22 protein-coding genes and 1 other annotated feature are annotated in these 20,703 nt (G+C 44.4%); all 22 genes read left to right on the top strand.

All coding sequences use genetic code 11. From position 1 onward, the window contains the following. The first annotated feature begins 164 nt into the window (after nucleotides 1-164). Nucleotides 165-1,457: a hypothetical protein gene (locus CJ190_RS07860; protein WP_070598065.1), complete on the top strand. Its 1,293-nt coding sequence runs from the start codon at nucleotides 165-167 to the stop codon at nucleotides 1,455-1,457. A 222-nt stretch (nucleotides 1,458-1,679) separates the two neighbouring features. Next, nucleotides 1,680-3,077 (top strand): sugar transferase, encoded by a 1,398-nt coding sequence (locus CJ190_RS07855; RefSeq protein ID WP_070598066.1) that lies wholly within the window; start codon nucleotides 1,680-1,682, stop codon nucleotides 3,075-3,077. A 535-nt stretch (nucleotides 3,078-3,612) separates the two neighbouring features. Continuing rightward, the gene (locus CJ190_RS07850) at nucleotides 3,613-5,097 is read left to right on the top strand and encodes a nicotinate phosphoribosyltransferase (protein ID WP_070598067.1); all 1,485 of its coding nucleotides are present in this window, start codon (nucleotides 3,613-3,615) and stop codon (nucleotides 5,095-5,097) included. A 45-nt stretch (nucleotides 5,098-5,142) separates the two neighbouring features. Next, entirely contained in the window at nucleotides 5,143-5,973 is an 831-nt protein-coding gene (nadE, locus tag CJ190_RS07845) for an ammonia-dependent NAD(+) synthetase (RefSeq protein ID WP_070598068.1), read from the top strand. A 533-nt stretch (nucleotides 5,974-6,506) separates the two neighbouring features. Next, nucleotides 6,507-7,922, top strand: coding sequence for a cysteine--tRNA ligase (gene cysS / locus CJ190_RS07840; protein ID WP_070598069.1), 1,416 nt, complete (start codon nucleotides 6,507-6,509; stop codon nucleotides 7,920-7,922). Continuing rightward, nucleotides 7,922-8,326, top strand: coding sequence for a Mini-ribonuclease 3 (locus CJ190_RS07835; RefSeq protein ID WP_070598070.1), 405 nt, complete (start codon nucleotides 7,922-7,924; stop codon nucleotides 8,324-8,326). The genes cysS and CJ190_RS07835 overlap by 1 nt, the downstream gene beginning before the upstream one ends. Continuing rightward, complete coding sequence (gene rlmB, locus CJ190_RS07830; protein WP_070598071.1) at nucleotides 8,316-9,077, top strand: 23S rRNA (guanosine(2251)-2'-O)-methyltransferase RlmB; 762 nt, start codon at nucleotides 8,316-8,318, stop codon at nucleotides 9,075-9,077. Before CJ190_RS07835 ends, rlmB begins: the two co-directional genes overlap by 11 nt. Before the next feature lie 25 nt (nucleotides 9,078-9,102). Continuing rightward, the gene (locus CJ190_RS07825) at nucleotides 9,103-9,639 is read left to right on the top strand and encodes an NYN domain-containing protein (protein ID WP_070598072.1); all 537 of its coding nucleotides are present in this window, start codon (nucleotides 9,103-9,105) and stop codon (nucleotides 9,637-9,639) included. 12 nt (nucleotides 9,640-9,651) lie between these two features. After that, the gene (locus tag CJ190_RS07820) at nucleotides 9,652-10,272 is read left to right on the top strand and encodes a sigma-70 family RNA polymerase sigma factor (RefSeq protein ID WP_070598073.1); all 621 of its coding nucleotides are present in this window, start codon (nucleotides 9,652-9,654) and stop codon (nucleotides 10,270-10,272) included. A gap of 111 nt (nucleotides 10,273-10,383) precedes the next feature. After that, nucleotides 10,384-10,536 (top strand): 50S ribosomal protein L33, encoded by a 153-nt coding sequence (gene rpmG / locus CJ190_RS07815; RefSeq protein ID WP_060785005.1) that lies wholly within the window; start codon nucleotides 10,384-10,386, stop codon nucleotides 10,534-10,536. 22 nt (nucleotides 10,537-10,558) lie between these two features. Continuing rightward, nucleotides 10,559-10,723 (top strand): preprotein translocase subunit SecE, encoded by a 165-nt coding sequence (secE, locus tag CJ190_RS07810; RefSeq protein WP_070598074.1) that lies wholly within the window; start codon nucleotides 10,559-10,561, stop codon nucleotides 10,721-10,723. A gap of 125 nt (nucleotides 10,724-10,848) precedes the next feature. Further along, entirely contained in the window at nucleotides 10,849-11,409 is a 561-nt protein-coding gene (gene nusG, locus CJ190_RS07805; protein WP_070598075.1) for a transcription termination/antitermination protein NusG, read from the top strand. Nucleotides 11,410-11,441: 32 nt separating this feature from the next. After that, entirely contained in the window at nucleotides 11,442-11,705 is a 264-nt protein-coding gene (locus CJ190_RS07800) for a hypothetical protein (RefSeq protein WP_070598076.1), read from the top strand. Nucleotides 11,706-11,861: 156 nt separating this feature from the next. Then, complete coding sequence (rplK, locus tag CJ190_RS07795) at nucleotides 11,862-12,287, top strand: 50S ribosomal protein L11 (protein ID WP_070598077.1); 426 nt, start codon at nucleotides 11,862-11,864, stop codon at nucleotides 12,285-12,287. 108 nt (nucleotides 12,288-12,395) lie between these two features. Next, nucleotides 12,396-13,097: a 50S ribosomal protein L1 gene (gene rplA, locus CJ190_RS07790; protein WP_070598078.1), complete on the top strand. Its 702-nt coding sequence runs from the start codon at nucleotides 12,396-12,398 to the stop codon at nucleotides 13,095-13,097. Nucleotides 13,098-13,250: 153 nt separating this feature from the next. Next, nucleotides 13,251-13,389: a sequence feature (ribosomal protein L10 leader region), on the top strand. A 37-nt stretch (nucleotides 13,390-13,426) separates the two neighbouring features. Then, entirely contained in the window at nucleotides 13,427-13,945 is a 519-nt protein-coding gene (gene rplJ, locus CJ190_RS07785; RefSeq protein ID WP_070598079.1) for a 50S ribosomal protein L10, read from the top strand. A 68-nt stretch (nucleotides 13,946-14,013) separates the two neighbouring features. Then, nucleotides 14,014-14,385, top strand: coding sequence for a 50S ribosomal protein L7/L12 (gene rplL, locus CJ190_RS07780; protein WP_060778761.1), 372 nt, complete (start codon nucleotides 14,014-14,016; stop codon nucleotides 14,383-14,385). A 523-nt stretch (nucleotides 14,386-14,908) separates the two neighbouring features. Next, complete coding sequence (locus tag CJ190_RS07775; RefSeq protein WP_070598080.1) at nucleotides 14,909-15,889, top strand: LacI family DNA-binding transcriptional regulator; 981 nt, start codon at nucleotides 14,909-14,911, stop codon at nucleotides 15,887-15,889. A gap of 184 nt (nucleotides 15,890-16,073) precedes the next feature. Continuing rightward, nucleotides 16,074-17,144 carry an IS30 family transposase gene (locus CJ190_RS07770; protein WP_101562109.1) on the top strand — a complete coding sequence of 357 codons (1,071 nt, stop codon included), beginning with the start codon at nucleotides 16,074-16,076 and terminating at the stop codon, nucleotides 17,142-17,144. 364 nt (nucleotides 17,145-17,508) lie between these two features. Further along, nucleotides 17,509-18,456: a sugar kinase gene (locus tag CJ190_RS07765; protein WP_070598054.1), complete on the top strand. Its 948-nt coding sequence runs from the start codon at nucleotides 17,509-17,511 to the stop codon at nucleotides 18,454-18,456. A 15-nt stretch (nucleotides 18,457-18,471) separates the two neighbouring features. Continuing rightward, entirely contained in the window at nucleotides 18,472-19,464 is a 993-nt protein-coding gene (locus CJ190_RS07760; RefSeq protein ID WP_070598053.1) for a 2-keto-3-deoxygluconate permease, read from the top strand. Nucleotides 19,465-19,838: 374 nt separating this feature from the next. Continuing rightward, nucleotides 19,839-20,441 (top strand): class I SAM-dependent methyltransferase, encoded by a 603-nt coding sequence (locus CJ190_RS07755; protein ID WP_070598052.1) that lies wholly within the window; start codon nucleotides 19,839-19,841, stop codon nucleotides 20,439-20,441. Nucleotides 20,442-20,703 lie beyond the last annotated feature (262 nt).

The following is a 20,703-nucleotide window of genomic DNA, read 5'->3' as shown; positions in this document are numbered from 1 at the left end:
TTTTTCTTGTGATCAGGTGCTTTTTCATAAAAAATCCTTAAAAAGGCTGCATTTATGGGAAATAAATAGTAGAATGAAGACTAAATGTCTAATGAATGGTAAAATTTATTAAGTAAAACTGAGACTTTGATCTCAATAAATTAAGTAATGAGGAGCGAAGAAATATGAAGAAAGGACTGAATTGGAAAGCAGTCATTGTGGCCTTACTTTCCGTTGTGGTCGTCTTGGGTGGCGGTGTTTACGCGGTCATGCAGAACCAAGACATCAAGCAGGAAAAAAGTGATGGGAGTGTGGAAGCCGCTGAAAAGGCAGTCAGTGCCCTCTACTATGATGACCATAAAACTTTCCTAAAAGAAAATATCGCCAAAACTGAAATTGAAGCCGTGAGAAGCCAAGTTGAGGGCTTAAATCGCTATTCAGGTGCCCGTAAGGAGCTTAATAATCAGTTGGACCAAGTGGAAGCACGCTTTAAAGCTCAAGAAGGGGTTAATAATCTCTTTGAACGCATCAAGGATAAGCCCGCACTGAATGGGGCGACGGTACAAAAATATGTCCTCATCAATAAGAACCTTAAAGAGGATGACCTGAATCAGTTTAAGGAAGACCAACAAAAGCACTGGCCAAGTGATGGCGACGAGTTCTACCAAGCGCTCAATGGCCTGGTTGACCAAGCCGACCAACAAGGGCAACGCTTTAAGGCATTTGAGGAAGACATTCAAAAACTTAAAGACAATGCCAGCTTGACCTATGACCAATTAGACCAAGCCATTGATGACATGAAGGAAAAAATTGAAAAAGAAGAAAATCCTTATCTGAAGGCAGAATTATTAGAGCGCTTAGGCAAGGCTCATAAAGAAGTGGTTGATATAATCCGCAACCGCAAGCTGCAAGCAGCCAATGAAGCCAAGGCAACGCCCGAAGAGAAGAAGAAAATTGAAGCGGAAGCCAAGAAAGAAGAGGCTCGGGTCGACGAAGAGAATAAAAACCTCCAAACAGAAACCCAACGCTTGCGCCAAGCAGCTGACCAAGCCAATGCCCAACATGAGCAACAAGTCCGGCAAAATCGTCCGGCTAAGCCAGTGGAACAAGCCAAAGCAGAGAAGCCTGATAATACTCAATCTCAATCCCAATCTCAATCTCAGGTTCAAGAATCCTCTTCTAAGGCTCAATCGTCAAGTCAACCAGCCTCACAAAGCAGCCAGGCTAGCCAGGCTTCTCAAGCTGACAAGCCACAAGAAGCTAGCCAAGGGAACCAAGCCAGTTCAGAAAATAGTCAAGGCAGCGCGCCTTCAACGAGTCAACCAACGACCCCACCAGAGAATCCATCGCCTCAACCAAGTGTCGAGTCGAAGCCGGCACCAACTGGGGATGTGCAACCGACTACGCCAAGCGAAAGTAAAGTCGTTGAAAGTACGCAGCCACCAGCTGCTGAGAATGGAGCGGCTAGTGGTCAGTAAGATTTAAATGAATCTTAACAGGGCAGCTATTTTCATTGCCTGCTTTTGTGCTAAAATAGGCCTTATGAAGGAGGGGCTGGGACAAAAGTCCTGGCCTCTTTTAAATTGCAATTAAAAATAAAAAACGTGTTAAAAAGTTCGCCCTGGTCCCTACTTCATACAGAGGAGACTGGGGGTGCTGATCACTTTTGGCGCACGTTTACCAATAGGAGGCTGTAAGCCATGCAAAAAAATGGAGAATGGACCAATTGGTACCGCATTGTCATTTGGGCAACTGAGGCGCTGATTTTATTCCTTTCCTATCTTATTTCCTTTTTAATCCGTTATCAAAGTCGCTATATCCCCTTAGAAAATGGGGAGGCCTTCCAGAGTGTCTTTCCATGGATCATGCTGATTTTCTTAGTGATCAACCTCCTGTCTGGGGTCTATGTGCTCTATAACAAGACCCGGGGGGACTTATTTTTCATTACTCTGATCGACCAAGGCTTGATTGCGGCTATGACCATGATCTTGAGCTTTATCGGGCGTTGGTTTGCCTTTCCCCGTTTGGTGATATTGATTGACTTTTTCGTCAGTGTGACCCTCTTATATTTCTTTAGGAGTCTGGTCTTTAGTATTTACCGCCGTTATGCCTCGACCAAGCGGGTGATGATTATTGGTTACGAAGACGAGGTCTTTTCGGCCATTTATAACTTTAAGAATAGTAAGAGTTCCCGCCACTTAGTCACCCATGTGGTCTTGTCGGACTTTTATAATAATATCTGTAAACGCTTGGACGATATTGATATTGTTTACCTGGCTTCCTCCATCCCAGAAAAAGAAAAATTAAAAATCTACGGGCTCTTAATGCAGAAGGAGAAGAAGCTCTTCCTCAATTCCAAATTTGAGAACCTGGTCATGGTGAACCCGAATATCATGAGCTTTGAGGACGAATCCATTATTGAAACCTCGGACTTTCGGATTCCTGCTGACCAAGCCTTGATCAAGCGGGGCTTAGATATTATCTGCTCGCTACTATTGCTCATTATTGCCTCACCGATCATGCTGGTCACTGCGATTGCCATCAAGTTAACTTCTCGCGGTCCGGTTTTCTACCGGCAAGTACGGATTACTGAAAATGGTAAAGAATTTGATATCCTGAAGTTCCGCTCCATGGTGGTGGATTCAGAGGTCCAATCGGGTCCAGTGATTGCCCGTAAGAATGACTCGCGGATTACCCCGGTAGGGAAGTTTATCCGGGCCGTTCGGATTGATGAACTGCCTCAGTTAATCAATATTTTAAAAGGGGACATGTCCTTAGTTGGTCCTCGTCCAGAGCGGCCATTCTTTGTGGACCAGTTTCAAAAACAAAACCCCCACTATTACTTGCGCCATAATGTCAAAGCCGGCCTAACCGGTTATGCCCAAGTCTATGGCAAATATGCCTCTGACTTTAATAGTAAGTTGAACTTTGACCTTATTTACATCAAGACCTATTCCTTGATATTGGATATGAAGATTCTCCTACAAACCATTAAAGTCCTCTTCGAAAAAGTCTCCTCCAGTGGGATTGACGAAGATAACCTACCCACCGAAAGCCGCGAAGACATCGAGAAAATGGGCATTGAACTCGTTGAGTAGGATGTGAGGACGCCGCTAGAGACTTGAATTGCTGGAGGAAAATACCATAAGCGCAATTATAAGGATATGAGGAAGAATCAGGGAGGGAGATTCCTTGGAAGAAAAGATGAAAAGATCAGCTTGCTGATCGTTCAACTTTTCTGAAAGGACATCCCCTACCCCTTCCGAGTTCAACTGACTGTGCGTTGGCATTTTCTGAAGCAACTTCAAGTCTGGTGTCCGAACTCAACTAAAGAGTGCGACAGGTGCATCAAAGTTCGATAAAGCTACGGATACTGTAACTGTAACTCGTTCGGGCTTGGAACACCTTTCTAGAAAAATAGTCATCCATTCAACAGGCTGGGAGAAAGTCCCGGCCTGTTTTTGTTTTGATCAGACGGGTATGACTAAAGTCTGTAGATAAAGCGCTTACTGATAGCTTATTTATGTTACAATGGGGGATAAATCTATGGCTTTAGCTGGTAAAATGGTATAATAGAAACACTCAAATAAGGCTATGTTGAAGCAAATTTAAGAGAATGTGGAGTGAAAGAAAATGACAACTTATCCAGATGATAGTCTGGCCTTACACACTGACCTTTATGAAATTAATATGATGAAGACCTATTGGGAAGCGGGAAATGCTGATCAACGCTGTGTCTTTGAAATGTATTTCCGTAACAACCCTTTTGAAAATGGCTATGCCATTTTTGCTGGTTTAGAGCACTTGACCCAATACTTGGATAATTTAACCTTTAGCGAAAGTGATATTGCCTACTTGCGTGAAACCCAAAATTATCCGGAAGAATTCTTGGAGTATTTGGCCAATTTCCGCTTTAACGGGACTATCCGTTCCATGGTGGAAGGGGAAGTCTGCTTTGCTAATGAGCCCCTGCTCCAAGTTGAAGGTAGTTTGGCTGACTGTCAGCTTATTGAAACGGCTCTTTTGAATATTATTAACTTCCAAACCCTGATTGCTACTAAGGCTTCTCGGATTCGAACTGTGTGTGGCAATGACGCCTTGGCTGAATTTGGAGCGCGCCGGGCCCATGAATTAGATGCTTCTATTTGGGGAGGACGGGCCGCTTATATCGGCGGTTTTGACTCCACTTCTAATGTCCGGGCTGGGAAGATTCTTGGCGTTCCCGTTTCCGGGACCCATGCCCATGCCATGGTCCAAGCCTATCGGTCTGATTATGAGGCCTTTAAACATTATGCGGAGTCGCACAAGAATTGCGTTTTCTTAGTGGATACCTATGACGTCTTAAATTCTGGTGTCCCCAATGCCATTCGGGTGGCCCGGGAAATGGGCGATAAGATCAACTTTGTCGGTGTCCGTATCGATAGCGGGGACATTACCTACCTCTCCAAACGCGTTCGTAAGATGCTCGATGAAGCTGGCTATCCTGATGCCATTATCGTGGCTTCCAATGACCTGGATGAAAAAACCATCCTTAACCTAAAAATGCAAGGGGCTAAGGTCGATTCTTGGGGAGTCGGGACGAAGTTAATTACGGCCTATGACCAAGCTTCCTTAGGTGGGGTCTATAAGCTCTGTGCCATTGAAGACGAAAAGGGCGACTTGGTGCCAACCATGAAGCTTTCCTCTTCGCCAGAGAAGGTAACCACCCCAGGGAAGAAACAAATTTGGCGGATTACTAATAACCTGGATGGTAAGTCAGAGGGCGACTATGTGACGGTTGAAGATGAAGTCCTCGATACCAGTCAACCCCTCTACATGTTCCACCCTACCTATACCTATATTAATAAGACAGTCGAAGACTTTTCTGCCCGTCCGTTACTACAGACCATCTACCAAGATGGAAAACGGGTCTATGACTTGCCGGCTTTAGAAGAAGTGAAGTCCTATGCTGAAGAAAGCTTAGCAGCGCTCTGGGATGAATACAAACGGATCCTCAATCCAGAAGCTTACCCAGTCGACCTGTCACAAGAACTCTATGACTTGAAGATGGACAGTATCCATGCCATCCATGAACGGGTCAAGGCGGGGGCGAAGAAGAACCCAGTGAATGAGTCATAGTCCAAACAGCGCCTTTTGATTTAGTAAGATGAGGAGAATACCAGCATGCGAAAACAACAAGCAGAGATTATCCAGGCCTTAAAAGTGGCGCCTAGTATCGACAGTGCTTATGAAATCGAACGCAGCCTGACTTTTATTACGGACTACCTCAAGCGCTACCCCTTTCTAAAAACCCTAGTATTGGGCATCAGCGGGGGACAGGACTCGACCTTAGCAGGTAAGTTGTGTCAAATGGCCATTGAGCAGATCCGTCAAGCGACCCAGGATGATTCCTACCAATTTATTGCGGTAACCCTGCCTTATGGTCAACAAGCCGATGCCCAAGATGTTAAGGATGCTTTGGCCTTTATCCAGCCTGACCAGGTCCTCGATGTCAATATCAAGGGGGCGGTCGACCAACAAGTAGCTGCCTTAGAAGCAGGGGGGCTTAAGCTTTCGGACTTCAACAAGGGGAATATTAAGGCCCGTCAGCGGATGGTCGCCCAATACGCCATCGCTGGGCAATGCAGTGGGGTCGTTGTGGGGACTGATCACGCCGCTGAAGCCGTGACTGGTTTTTATACCAAGTTTGGGGACGGGGCCTCTGACATTGTTCCTCTCTGGCGCTTAAACAAGCGTCAAGGCAAGCAGCTACTTAAGGCTCTGGGTTGTCCCGCCCATCTCTATGACAAGGTTCCCACGGCTGACTTGGAAGATGACCGGCCCCAATTGCCGGATGAAGAGGCTTTGGGGGTTTCCTACCCAGCCATTGATGATTACCTAGAAGGCAGGCGGGTGAGTGACCAAGACGCCCAAACCATCGAAAATTGGTATCAAAAATCAAAACATAAACGCCACCTGCCTATTAACCTTTATGACACTTGGTGGCGAGAATAATAAGATAAAGAGTGAAAGAGGCTGCTGACTGAGGTCAGGGCCTTTTTTCTTGCTTGAGTTCGCTTTTTGGCCTTGGCCATGCCGTTTGCCTATCTATAAATCCCTTTTTGAGCGTTTTCTACTCTTGTCTATAGCCCAACCGAGAGGAACTTTAATTTTCTCTTAGGCTATTCTCATGAGATCGCTCTCATTGCTTAGATAGGATATGTCTTTTTTATCAGGGCTGATCAAGAGAGGCTCAGAAAGTCTTTTGATTCCAAGAAGCGAATTTTTTAAACTGAAGATGAAGGGAAGGCTAATGGAAGAAACGCTCGGTGCTATTGGCTTGGTTGACAGTTTCCTGAGAGATTGGCTTTAATGAAGGGGCAGTGAGAATGCTATTTATTCCCTGCTAAAAATAATGATTTAGGGAGAGGAGGATGCTCTCGGTCACAGCTTGCTAAGGAGAGATTGTTAAAAAGCGGCAATCAATGGTAAAATGATCCTAAGATTCTATTTGAACTATTGAATTTATTGCTGAAGGGATTTTAAAAATGTTAACAGTTTACAATACCTTAACCAAAGCGAAGGAAGAATTTCATCCTATTAACGACGGTAAAGTGAATATGTATGTGTGTGGACCGACTGTCTACAACTATATTCATATCGGTAATGCCCGCAGTATCGTGGCCTTTGACGTGATCCGTCGCTATTTGGAATACCGAGGCTATGAGGTGAACTTTGTATCTAACTTCACCGACGTTGACGATAAAATAATCAACCGGGCCAAAGAAGAAGGTCTCACTAGCCGAGAAGTCGCTGACAAATACATTGCAGCCTACTATGAAGATATTGACAAACTCAATGTTAAGCGGGCCACCCTCAACCCCCGAGTTCTGGAAAATATTGATGCTATTATTGAATTTGTCCAAGACCTGGTGGATAAGGACTATGCCTATGTGGTGGACGGGGATGTCTATTACCGGGCGCGGAGTTTTTCTTCTTACGGTAAATTGAGTGACCAATCCATTGATGACTTAAGAAGCGGTGCTAGCGAGCGTGTGAGTGCCGATGAGCAAGGAAAGAAAGAGGACAGTGTCGACTTTGCCCTCTGGAAGGCAGCCAAGGCTGGCGAACCTTCTTGGGATTCTCCTTGGGGGGCAGGGCGGCCTGGCTGGCATATTGAATGCTCAGTCATGTCTACCCGTTACCTGGCCGATACCCTGGACATTCATGGCGGAGGCGCAGACCTAGTCTTCCCTCACCATGAAAATGAACGGGCCCAATCGGAAGCCCGTACCGGAAAAACTTTCGTTAATTATTGGTTACATAATGGTTTTGTGACCATGGGTGATGACGGAGAAAAGATGAGTAAGTCCTTAGGTAACTTTGTCCTGGCTCACGACCTCTTGAAGGAAGTTGACCCTACCATTGTGCGTTTCTTCCTAGCCAGTGCCCACTACCGGGCGCCGGTCAAGTTTAGCCATAGTAACTTGGAGGACGCCAAAAGAAACTTGGAACGCTTGCAAACGGCCCATGATAATATCAACTATCGTTTACAAGATGCTAAGGAAAGTCTAGCAGATGATGAGAAACAATTAGGTGAATTACAGGCCCTGGATGAACATTTTATTCAAGTCATGGATGATGACTTCAATGTTCCTAATGCCTTAACCGTGATTTATGACGCCCTCAAACGGATTAATATCTATATGGAAGCTCCCCAAGTCTCCCAAGCAGTTCTTAAGGCTTATGACCAACAACTTAGCCAATGGTTAGCCGTTATTGGTATTGAATTTCAAGAGGCTACTCTCCTGGACAGTGAAGTTCAAGCCCTCATTGAAGAGAGAGACCAAGCCCGCTTGGATAAAGACTATGAGCGCAGTGATGCTATTCGCCAAGAGTTGCTTGACCAAGGGATCGTCTTGGATGACACCCCTCAAGGAACGCGTTGGAGAAGAAGTAAGTAATGGATAGGAAAGCAGTCAACCAATTAAGTGGCCTTACCCTGGCTTACCTGGGCGACGCGGCTTGGGAGATTCAGGTGCGGACCCATTTAGTGGCTAGTGGACTCACCCGCCCCCATGATCTCCATGAGCGGGCCACCCACTTTGTCAGTGCCAAGTCCCAAGCCAAGCTAGTCAAGCATTTATTGGATAGTCAGGCCTTAACTGAAGTGGAAGTGGGCATTTTTAAGCGGGGACGTAACAGCCAAAGTCACAGCTCGGCTAAAAATGCGGATATCCATTCTTACCGGCAAGCGACGGGTCTGGAAGCTTTAATGGGCTATTTATACCTGGTGGATACAGACCGTTTCCAGGCCTTGACCCAAGCCAGCATGGCCTACTTAGAGGAGGAAGAGCATGAGTTCTAAGTCAAAAAAAGCCGCTACGGATTTCGTCTTGGGCTACCACGCGGTACAAGCTGCCTTAGGGAGCTCACAAAAAATCTATCAGGCATACCTGCAAGAAGGCCAACATTCTAAGCGCCATCAAGCCATTGAAAAGGAGCTGAAGGAACACCAAATTCCGACGAGCTACCGGTCAAAAAGGGATCTCGACCAGTTGACTCAGGCGGCTAACCACCAAGGCTTTGTCTTGGAAGTAGCTGCTTACCAGTATTATACGGTGGACGACTTATTCCACAGAGCCCAAGCTTTAGATGAAGATCCTTTCTTTATCCTTTTGGATGGGATTATGGATCCTCATAACCTGGGCAGTATCTTACGGACGGCAGATGCCTGTGGGGCTCATGGAATTATTATTCCTAAGCACCGGGCTGCTGGCGTGACACCCACTGTAGCTAAGATTTCTACCGGTGCTATTGAATATGTTCCTGTAGCTCGGGTAACCAATATGACCCAAACTATTGAACAATTAAAGGAAAAGGGGGTTTGGGTCTTTGGTACCGATATGGCGGGCCAAGATTATTGGGATATGGATGCCAGTTTACCGATTGCCCTAGTCATTGGTAACGAAGAGAAGGGAATTTCTCCTAGGGTCAAAAAGTCTTTAGATGGGGTCCTAACTATTCCCATGCGGGGCCATGTCCAAAGCTTGAATGCCAGTGTAGCGGCTGCTTTAGTCATGTATGAAGTCTATGGGAAACGGCGGCTGACTCCTTAACATTTCCAAGGTGGTGAAAAGGTGTATGCGCAGGGAAGTACTTATTGTGGATGGTTATAATATGATCGGGGCTTGGCCAGAATTAGTCAAACTCAAGGGCCAAGACGATATTGAAGGTGCCCGCGACCAATTGCTACAGCGCTTATCTAACTATGCGGCTTACCATGCCTTGGAATGCTGGGTGGTTTTTGATGCCATGTTTGTCCCTGGACTCTCTAAGTCCTATAAGAAGTACCGCTTGAATGTGGTCTTTACCTCTGAAGGGCAAACGGCTGACTCTTACATTGAAGCCATGATCCAGCGTCAAGTGGGGGTCTTAACCAATGTTACGGTGGCTACCTCTGACCTGGCTGAACAGCGGCTGGTCTTTCAACAGGGGGCTATCCGTCAATCAGCCTTAGAACTCTTAAAGGATGTCCAACAAACCGAAAAAAACATCCGCCAAGGTGAAAAAAATCACGACCGGCTCGCCTTAAATTACCAAAGGCGTAATCCGTGGACCTATCACCAATTACAAAGCCTCAAGAACCTGCTGGATGATCTCAGTCAGACAGAGGAGTAATGGAGTGATACCGTGGAAGAAAAGCTTTCCTATGAGGAAATGGACAATCAATATTTAATTCATTTGTTAGTGGAAGGCCGCGATGACCGGGCCTTCGAAGTCTTATATGAGCGCCATCGTTCAACCGTTTATTTCTTTTTGCGTAAGTATTATGGCCATATTGAAGATGTCGATGATTATTTTCAGTTAGCGGCCATCAGTCTCTATGAAGTTTGTCAGGACTACCAGGCCAAATCCCTAGGCTATAGCTACAGCCTTTTTGCTGCTCTAGGCAGGCGGATTGAGAGCCGGATCATTGACCAAATGCGCAAGCAAGGCTCTAAAAAACGACTTCCCAAAGCAAAAAGAGTCTACTATGACGGTATCCTTTGTGAAGACGGGGAAGCTGCCTTCCTTAACCAGATTCCCCAAAGGCACTATTCCAGTCCCGACCAGGCCTTATTAGTGAAGGAAAGCTATCAATCTTACCAGCTGACCCTCTCGCCCTTAGAAAGGGCGGTCTTAAATGGCCATCTCACTCAAAGAAGTGATGAGGCGATGGCCCAAGACCTGGGTGTTTCGGTTAAGCAAGTCAGGCAAGCTTATTACCGCTTGCGGGCTAAGTGGCGCCGACACCAGGCTGCAGGGGATTAACTGGCAAGCTTTATCAGAAGAGGCTGTTAGGGCACTTTTCCTAAGAAAAAGTTGACTTTGCCACTTAAAGTCGTTACCATGTTTAAGATGGAAGAGTAAAGGAGCTTGACTATGGCATCCAATAAAATCATTTTAGCTTGTTCTGAGTGTGGGTCCCGTAATTACACCATTAAGAGTAATAACACCGCCCGTACGGAGCGACTTGAAGTCAAGAAGTACTGTCGCTTTTGTAACAAGCACACCTTGCATAAGGAAACCAAGTAGGATTAGTTATTGAGGAGAGCATATGATTAACGCATTTAAAGAACTAAAAAAGGTGACCTGGCCGAGTGGACGTGAATTACGTCGCGACACCGCTATTGTTATCATTACTATTATCATCATGGCCATCTTCTTAGGCCTCACTGATGAAATTGTTACCCAACTATTTAACCTCTATATCCAACTCTAAGCGAGCAGTCAGGCAGCTCACTGGGCGCTTGCCTCTCTTTGTGAGTGTGGTATAATTAAAGCAAGTAAACAAAGGACCTTTCCCTAGTGGAAGGTTTTTTCATTTAGGATAAAAAGGAGAGACTTATGGCGACTGAAATTGAACCACAAAAACAATGGTATGTCCTGCATACTTATTCAGGATACGAAAATAAAGTCAAAGAAAACTTAGAAAGTCGGATTACTTCCATGGATATGGAAGAATATATCTTCCGTGTGGTCGTTCCGGAAGAAGAAAAATTACAAAAGACCAAATCAGGCCAAGAAAAGGTCGTCAAGACGCAAACTTTTCCGGGCTATGTTTTCGTGGAAATGATTATGAGTGATGAAGCTTGGTTTGTGGTCCGGAACACCCCGAATGTGACCGGCTTCTTAGGCTCTCATGGTCAAGGGTCCAAGCCCGTGCCCCTACTTCCAGACGAAGTGCACCGTCTCTTACGTTCCCAAGGTATATCTGCACCCAAACGCGATATTAGCTTTGAAAATGGTGAAGTGGTGGAAGTTATCGATGGGGCCTTCTTAGGCTTAGAAGGTCGCATTGAAGAGATCGATGCAGAACACCAAAAACTAAAATTAACGATCGAAATGTTTGGTCGGGAAACCATTGCGGAAGTGGACTTTGACCAAGTGGATAAATTAGACGCCTAAGTCTAGAAAGAATGATTCAGGGAGGTAGGACCTTGGCCTGGCTATGGATTTTTTTATTGGCGGTAGGTATTGGTAGCCTTTTGGGCCAAGTGCTTAACCATAAGGTCAAGGCGGGTGCCAGCCTAGCTTGTATTTTTTGGACCTTCCTCGGAGCAGGACTGGGTCAAGTCTTAGTGAGTGGTGGGAAGCTCTTTGTGACCCAGCTTTCCTGGCTGACTGTCCTGCCCCTGGCTCTTCTCTTTGCTATGGTTTATAGTGCTTACTATAATTACCGCTATCGCTATCGCCATGAATAAATAGAGAAAAGTGAAAATATCACTTGCAAAGCGAATTGCTTTGTGCTTTAATAATACATTGTGTACGTCCTCATAGAAGACGCTACAACTGTGGGAGGAGAAATCTTTAAACTCCACTAAACCACAACACGGACAAGAACTAAGGAGGAATGTTTCGTGGCTAAAAAAGTAGACTCAGTTGTTAAATTACAAATCCCTGCTGGGCAAGCAAGTCCTGCACCACCTGTTGGTCCTGCATTAGGTCAAGCGGGTATTAACATTATGGGATTCTGTAAGGAATTTAACGCTAAAACTCAAGAGCAACAAGGTTATGTTATTCCTGTTGTGATTACTGTTTATGAAGACCGTTCATTTACTTTTGTTACTAAGACCCCACCAGCAGCAGACTTATTGAAGAAAGCCGCTAAAGTGGAAAAAGGTTCCGGCGAACCTAACAAAAACAAAGTCGCTACCGTAACAAAAGATCAAGTACGTGAAATTGCAGAAACCAAAATGCAAGATCTTAACGCAGCCGACGTTGAAGCTGCTATGCGTTTGATTGAAGGTACTGCACGTTCAATGGGAATCGTTGTAGAAGGCTAATTCCTAGCAAACGTTGTCTAGATCGCTCAGTCAATCGCCATAATACCTTATGGGTGTTATGAGTGGGAGGACTATCCGTTAAAACCACATAGGAGGAATGAAAATAAAATGGCAAAACAATCTAAGAAATTAAAAGCAGCATACGAAAAAATCGATGCAAGTAAAAAATACGATGCCAAAGAGGCTATCGAATTATTAAAAGAAGTTGACTTCGCTAATTTTGATGCTTCCTTTGAAGTATCTTACCGTTTAGGGATTGAAGTGAAGAAAAACGACCAACAAATCCGTGGGGCTATGGTTCTACCTAAAGGAACCGGTAAGAGCCAAACTGTTTTAGTCTTTGCTCAAGGCGAAAAAGCTCAAGAAGCTAAAGACGCTGGTGCAGATTACGTTGGTGACGACGACTTAGTTCAAAAAATCAACGATGGTTGGATGGACTTCGACGTTGTTGTAGCAACTCCAGACATGATGGGTAAAATTGGTCGTTTAGGTCGTGTCTTAGGACCTAAAGGTTTAATGCCAAACCCTAAGACTGGTACTGTTACCCAAGATGTAACTAAAGCAGTTAACGACATTAAAGCTGGTCAAATTGAATACCGTGCTGACAACGGTGGGAACGTTCATACCTTAATTGGTAAAGTTTCCTTCAGCACTGAAGACTTACTTGAAAACTTCAAGGCTATTCATGATACCTTAGTTCGTGAAAAACCAGCTGCAGCTAAGGGTCGTTACATCAGAAACTTAGTCATCACCACGACCATGGGCCCTGGGATCCAAGTGGACCCAAGCTCAATCGGTGAAGACATCTAACTTAAATTAGTAAGGGGGCTGTGATATACCGCAGCCTCTTTTTAATTAGACGGCGACAGTCACAACAAAGGACGAAATCATGAGGAAGTTGATATTTTTTAAAAACAAGTATTGACAAGTTCAAGTGATTTCAGTATTATATTTAATGTTGATTATTTCAATCAAAGCGAACCGAAGACAGTTAGTGGCTTGAAGCCTTAATTTCTAACCGAGGGAGATAATAACACTATAAGACTTATAGTGTCTGGCAATCTCTGTGTCTTTTGGGGACATGGAGTTTTTTATTGCTTATAAAAAACTCTATCTTATTTTATCGGAGGTGAAACTGAGTGAGTGAACAAGCTATTGCTAAAAAACAACAAGAAGTTGATGCAATTGTTGAACGTATTAATAATTCAATTTCCTTCGTGGTAGTTGACTATTTAGGTCTTACAGTTTCTGAGGTTACTGAGTTGCGTAAACAATTACGTGACGAAGATGTTTTCTTCAAAGTAATTAAGAATACCATGATGCGTCGTGCTTTAGACCAAGCTGGTATTGAATACCATGAAGAAGTCTTCCAAGGACCTACTGCTGTGGCTTTTTCTGCCGAAGACGCTGTTGCACCAGCCCGTATCTTAGCTAACTTTGCTAAAGATGCTGAAGCCCTATCACTTAAAGGTGGGGTTATCGACGGTAAGATCATGACTAAAGAAGAAATCCACAAGATTGCTTCCTTACCAAGTCGCGACGGTTTACTATCCATGTTACTTTCTGTATTGCAAGCACCAGTCCGCAATGTGGCTTACGCTGTTAAAGCAGTACAAGACAAGTTGGAAGAAGATGCTCCAGCTGAAGCAGCTGAATAATCAGTGGCTTTTAGCTTAATGATGTAAAATCCTAAACAAAATACTTAAATAAATGGAGGAATTTAAAGATGGCTTTAAATATTGAACAAATTATTGCTGACTTAAAAGAAGCAACAATCTTAGAATTAGCTGACTTAGTATCAGCAATTGAAGAAGAATTCGGCGTTTCTGCTGCAGCTCCTGTAGCAGTTGCAGGTGCAGGTGCTGGCGAAGCAGCAGCTGAAGAAAAAACTGACTTCGACGTTGAATTAACCGAAGCAGGCGCAGCTAAGATCAAAGTGATCAAAGCTGTTCGTGAAGCAACTGGCTTAGGCTTGAAAGAAGCTAAAGACTTAGTTGACGGCGCTCCAGCAGTTGTTAAAGAAGGTCTTCCTAAAGAAGAAGCCGAAGCTCTTAAAGCTGCTATCGAAGAAGCCGGCGGTAAAGCTGAACTTAAATAATCTAAGTAGAGCGTGACAAGCGCGTCAAAGAGTAAGACCACTGGAAGAAAAAGGCGTAAAATTCTCAACGAGAATTGTCGCCGTTTTCTGAAGTGGACGCTTGCTCTGCGCTTGGAACAGGTTTGAGAAGGATGTGAGGAAGGATCAGGGAGGGAGATTCCTTGGAAGAAAAGATGATAAGATCAGCTTGCTGGTCGTTCAACTTTTCTGAAAGGACATCCCCTCACCCTTCCGAACTCAACTAGAGAGTGTGACCAGTGCGTCAAAGAGTAAGACCACTGGAACACTTTTTAAATGACATTCATAATGAAAAGAGGTTAAGATTTTTGTCTTAACCTCTTTTTTTATTGTCTGATAAAACTGCCAACAGCCCAGCTCATTTGAAATTAAGCGGTAATGAAGTGGCAATTACTTAGTGCTGAGAATAGACTTGTTGAAGCAGCAGAAGAAGGCATATTTTGTGCCAAAAAATCCCCTTTAGGTCTGCTATAATAGATAAGACTAAATGGGAAAGGGAATGTTGATGAATAAACGTGTAACCATCCAAGAAGTAGCCGACCAAGCCGGAGTGTCTAAAACCACGGTGTCGCGCTATCTGAATAAGAAATATCATAAAATGTCGCCTGCTACCAAAAAGCGAATTAAAAGCGTCATTGAAGACTTAGGCTACCGGCCCAGCCGTCAAGCCCAAGCTCTAAAGTCCAAGCGCTCCTATCTCATTGGTGTGGTGATTGCTGATATTTCTAATATGTACGCCTCCTTACTGCTCAAGGGGATGAGCCAGGTCTTTAACCAGGCCAAGTGGCAGATGATTATTTTGGACTCCTTGGGGGAGGTTAACTTGGAACGCCAGTACTTGGAGCGCTTAATTGATCAGAATGTGGATGGAATTATCCTCCAACCAGCAGCCATCACCAGTCAAAATTACCAGTTTATTGAGGAGTTGCAGCTTCCTCTCATCCTGGCTGACCGTAAAACCTATCCCAGCAAGTGGTTAACCATTGGCACCGATAATGAAGCAGTGATCACTCAGCTGTTTGCCCAGATTAACCTCGCTGACTACCAAGCCTTTGTGGTGGTGAGTGAAGTTTTGGCCCCGGTTTCTACCCGTCAGGACCGCTATCAAGCCGTTGTGGCTGCTTGTGACCCGGACCCTGTCCAATTAATTGAAGTTGGTCAGGCTCACTGGCAGGAAGCCATCTTAGACCTGGCTGGCCAGCGGAAGACCCTCTTTTTTTGTAATAATGGTCGGGTTATGATCGAAGTTTTGCGTATTTTGAAGCAGGGCCAATTCCAAGTCCCCCAAGAGGTGGGGGTGACGGGCTTTGATGATTGGCACATGACCGATATGATTGGCCCTGGCATTACCAGTATTGAACAACCCACTGAGAAAATAGGAGCAGCCTTAGCCACAAACTTACTGCAAGCTATCCAGGCAGAACAAGAATTAGAGCCAGGTTACCAAGCTATTCCTTCTCATATCTCTTTACGGTCCTCACTTTAATAAGGGACCAATGGATTTATCGTTTTTATCGACATAATTAAGAAAGAAGTGTCTCCAGGAGGCACTTTTTTTTATAAAAATGGTAAATTGTAAAATGAAGTGCATAGAGAAAAGGACGACAAAAAACCAGTGATGCTCTATACTTAAAAGCGTCTAAACCCAAGTAAAGGAGCACTCACTGGCTATGAAACATTCTAACACGAAACCTAGATCATATACACACCTTTCTGCAGAAAAACGCGGAATTATCCAAGCAATGCACCAAGAAGGACATAAACAGAAAGAGATTGCTGACGCCGTTGGCGTCAATCAATGCACCATATCTCGTGAACTAAAACGTGGAAAAACACGTCAAATGAACTATGATCATACCTACGTTGATGTCTATCTTGCAGAAACTGGCTCGCGTGTTTATAAAGATAATCGGTCAAATTCTAAAGCCAGAGGCGCTTTGTATGGAAAATCTAACTTCATTAAAGCCTTTGAGGAAGCCTTACTGACACCTAAAGAAGACCGTATTTTCAGTGTTGATACGTTTATTCATGATTACCGCAGAAAACACCCTTTAGAAAGAGTTCCTTGCACCAAAACCATGTATAAATATATCAATCTTGGTTTATTAAATGTGAGGAATATTGATCTTCCTATGAAAACAAGGATTCGTCCAAGAAAACAACCTAGTGAACCGCGTGGGACGAATAAAAAGGTATTTGGAAAAAGCATTGATCAGCGATGCCCAGACGTCCTTTCAAGAGAAGAATTTGGTCACTGGGAGCTTGACCTCGTGATAGGAAAGAAGACTAAAGGAGAGCCATGTCTTATTACTCTAGTTGAACGGAAAACGCGAAAATTCCTCACCAAGAAGACTTGGAAGTGGGATGCAGATTCCATTGTAAAATCGGTTAAAAAGGTGATTCTTAAAGAGGGTCAAGCGTGTTTTAAAACCTTAACGACCGATAACGGCAGTGAATTTTCTAAACTATCTCAGCTTGAGTATGCTCTGAAGGATTTGGAAGTCTTTTTCGCCCATGCCTATTCAGCTTGGGAAAAAGGCAGTAATGAGAGACATAATCGCATGTTAAGAGAATTCTTGCCCAAAGGGACAAGCTTTAAAAAGCTGACATACCAGGAACTCGCACACTATACGAATACAATAAATAATCGCTTTAGAAAGGTCTTAGATTATCAAACCCCTAACGACTGTTATAACCTAGAAGTTGCGAAACTTCAGGAAACGCTTAAAGAAGCAGGCTAAAGTGCTTAACAAAGCATAGAGATTCAGTGTGGGCCAGTCAAGGTCCGCTTCGCTCTCCACCTTGACAGCCCCACCCTGAATCTCTAAATGATAATCAAGCACTTTAAGCTAGAGAAAAACGGGCCAAGAATTATTGACTTTATCAGCTTTTTAGTTATTTGGCATGACACTGGGATTTTTTAAAATAAATATGCACTTGATATTGCAATTTACCTTTTTATAAAAATATCGAAGCGCTTACATTTTTCCTTGACTTTTCTTGTTGTTCACTTTATTCTTAATTTAGGAAACCGGTTAACCTAATCAAATAATAGGTTAAGCCGATAGAACCGTGTTGCGAACAAATTTAGAGGAGGACATATCGATGCATTTAGATTTTGTAACTTTTGGTGAACCTTTATACATGTTTTATGCCAATGAACCGGGCGCTTTGGAAGATGTCAACGACTGGTCTCGAGCCTTGGCGGGAGCGGAAACCAACGTGGCCGCAGGCTTATGCCGCTTAGGCCATCAAACGGGTTTGGTGACCAAGTTAGGTGAAGACATGCTGGGCCGCTTTATTACCAAGGCTATGGCTAAGGAAGGAATCGATACCACTGGTGTTCAAACGACGGATGAACGTTTTACCGGCTGGTACATTAAGGAAAAGAATGAGGAAGATGACCCCGCCATTGAATACTTCCGTAAGGGCTCTGCCGCTTCAACCATGAGTGTGGAGGACTTTGACGAAGACTACTTTGCTTCAGCAGATTATATGCATGTGACCTCAATCTTCGCCGCTTTATCAGAAGATTGCTATAATTTTTCCAAAAAAGCGGTTGAATACATGCATAAGGCTGGCAAGGTGATTTCCTTCGACCCTAACTTACGTCCTCAATTATGGGACCATGACCGCATGGTGGAATTCGTCAACGAAACGGCTAAATCAGTAGATATCTTCCTGCCTGGTTTAGAAGAAGGCAAGCTCTTAACTGGCCTTGATAAGGCAGAAGACATTGCCCAATTCTATCTCGACCGGGGGGTAAAAATTGTTATTGTTAAAACCGGCGCTTCCGGAGCCTACTATGCAACCAGCGAGGGCCAAAGCGGCCAAGTGGCAGGCTATCAAGTGACCCCAATTGACACGGTCGGAGCAGGGGATGGCTTTGCTGTCGGCGTCATTTCTGGCTTGAAGGAAGGCCTTTCCTTAGAAGATAGCATCTTACGTGGTAACGCCATTGGGGCCCGTCAAGTGACCTTTGAAGGAGATAATGACGGTTTACCTAACCAAGAAGAATTAAAAGAATTTATGGCCAATACCAAGCGGGCTTAAGGGGGTTAGTCTAAGATGAAAATTGAAAAAACCATTGCGAAAATCCCGGGCGGGAATATTATCGTTCCGCTCTTAGCCGGGACCTTACTGAATACTCTTTGGCCTACTGCCCATGAATATTTTGGTGGAGTGACGGGAGCTTACTTAACGGGGTCGTCAGCTGTTTTATTCTGTTTCTTCTTCTGTGTAGGAGCCTCAGTAAACCTTAATGCTTCTGGGGGCTACATTGCCAAGAAGGGCTTGCTCTTATCAGGAGGTCGGCTCTTAATTGCTTTGGCACTAGGGTTAATTCTAGGAGCAGTTTTACCTGCTGAAGGGATTCAAAGTGGCTTGCTCACTGGGGTGTCTACCCTGGCTGTGGTGACTGCCTTTAGTCAAACCAATGGGGGCCTTTATGTGTCCATTATTCCTGAAGGGCGCGAATATGATCTCGCTGCCTTTCCCATGATTGCCATTCAATCGGGGCCTTTCTTTACCATGTTGATCTTAGGTTTGACCGGGGCGAGTTTCCCCTTCGGTTCCATCGTCTCTACCCTCTTACCCTTTGCTTTAGGCTTAATTGGGGGGACCTTGGACTCCGATGTGCGGGATAAGTATGCTCCTGGGGTAGGAATTTTGATTCCTTTCTTTATCTTTGCCTTAGGTTATACGCTGAACTTTAAGACCATCTTCCAAGCCGGGCTTAGTGGCGTAATTGTTGGTGTGGCTGTAGTATTAATTACCGGTGGCTTGCTCTCCTTCTTAGATATTAAGTGGTTAGGGTCAGACGGCGTAGCTGGTTGGGCGCAATCATCCACCGCGGGGGCAGCGGTAGCCGTTCCAGCCGTGATTGCGGGAATCTCTGAACAGTTCCAACCGGTTGCTGAATCGGCGACCGCCATTGTGGCAACCTCAGTCATCGTGACGGCTATCCTCACCCCATTAGTCACTTCATGGGCGAAAAAACAAGCTGAGAAGAAAAATCTTCCTGAAGCACCAAGTGAAGTCTTAAAAGAAGTGAAAAAATAAGTGCTTATACCAGGACCTTGTTCCTGATAGCAAAATAAAGGAAACAGCGATGGAAAAACTTGCCGTCGCTGTTTTTGTATTTTTTTCTTGTGGACGGGGACAACTACCAGTAGAATAGGAATAAAGGATGCGAGGAAGGATTAGGGAGGGCGATTCCTTGGAAGAAAAGCTGAAAAGATCAGCTATAAGGATGTGAGGGAGCCGTTAGAGACTTGAATTGCTGGAGGAAAATACCATAAGCACAGGGAAGCTGTGCGTTGGCATTTTCTGAAGCAACTTCAAGGCTGGCGTCCGAACTCAACTTGCTGATCGTTCAACTTTTCTGAAAGGACATCCCCTACCCCTTCCAAGCTCAACTATAAGGATGTGAAGTGATGAGTCATCAATATTTTGAAGATAATAGTCAATTGGCCCATGATAAGAAGACCTGGCAAACAGTGGTTAATGGGCGGACTTATGAATTCATAACGGATAGCGGGGTCTTTTCGCGGGGACGCTTAGACTATGGGACGCGGGTCATGCTGGAGGCCCTTTTAAAGAAAAATAAGACTTACCATAAGATCCTGGACTTGGGTTCTGGCTATGGGCCAGTAGGGGTGGTTTTAGGCGACCATTATCCCGATGCTGATTTGGACTTGGTTGATGTCAATGAGAGAGCTCTTGCCCTAGCTAAAGAAAATCTAGCTTTGAATCAAGTTGGACCAGCACATTTTTATCTTTCCTCTGCTTATGAGGGGATTAGTCAGCAGGATTATGACCTCATTATCACCAATCCACCCATTCGGGCCGGGAAAAAAGTGGTCCATGGCTTTATTGAGGGTGCCTATGATCACTTAGAGCCGGGCGGAGACCTGGTCGTAGTGATTCAAAAGAAGCAAGGTGCCCCCAGCGCGAAAAAGAAAATGGAAGAGGTCTTTTGTAATGTGACTGAAATTGACCGCGATAAGGGCTACTGGGTCCTGGTCAGCCAGCGTTAGCTGGACGAAAAAAGGGATATTTTAGCTTGAAATTTTAAGAAAAATAAAAATTCTTAGAAAAGCCTTTACATTGTATTAAAAATTAAAAAAGACTAGAAAAAAAGCCGCCGCTTATGCTTATAGCTAAGCGGTTTTTTATATTTATGAGAATAAAATGAGAAAAATGAGAAAAACTCTCTCTGAGAGAGTGGGCTAGCCATAAGTTTTGAAATATGGTCAGGCTTTTGTTAGGTTAATTATTGTGTTTTTACTATCAATTGCG

The sequence above is a fragment of the Aerococcus loyolae genome (assembly GCF_002871915.2).
GTDB classification, from domain to species: Bacteria; Bacillota; Bacilli; order Lactobacillales; family Aerococcaceae; genus Aerococcus; species Aerococcus loyolae.
Note: the sequence above shows the minus strand (reverse complement) of the source record. Positions and strands in the feature narration are given on the sequence as shown.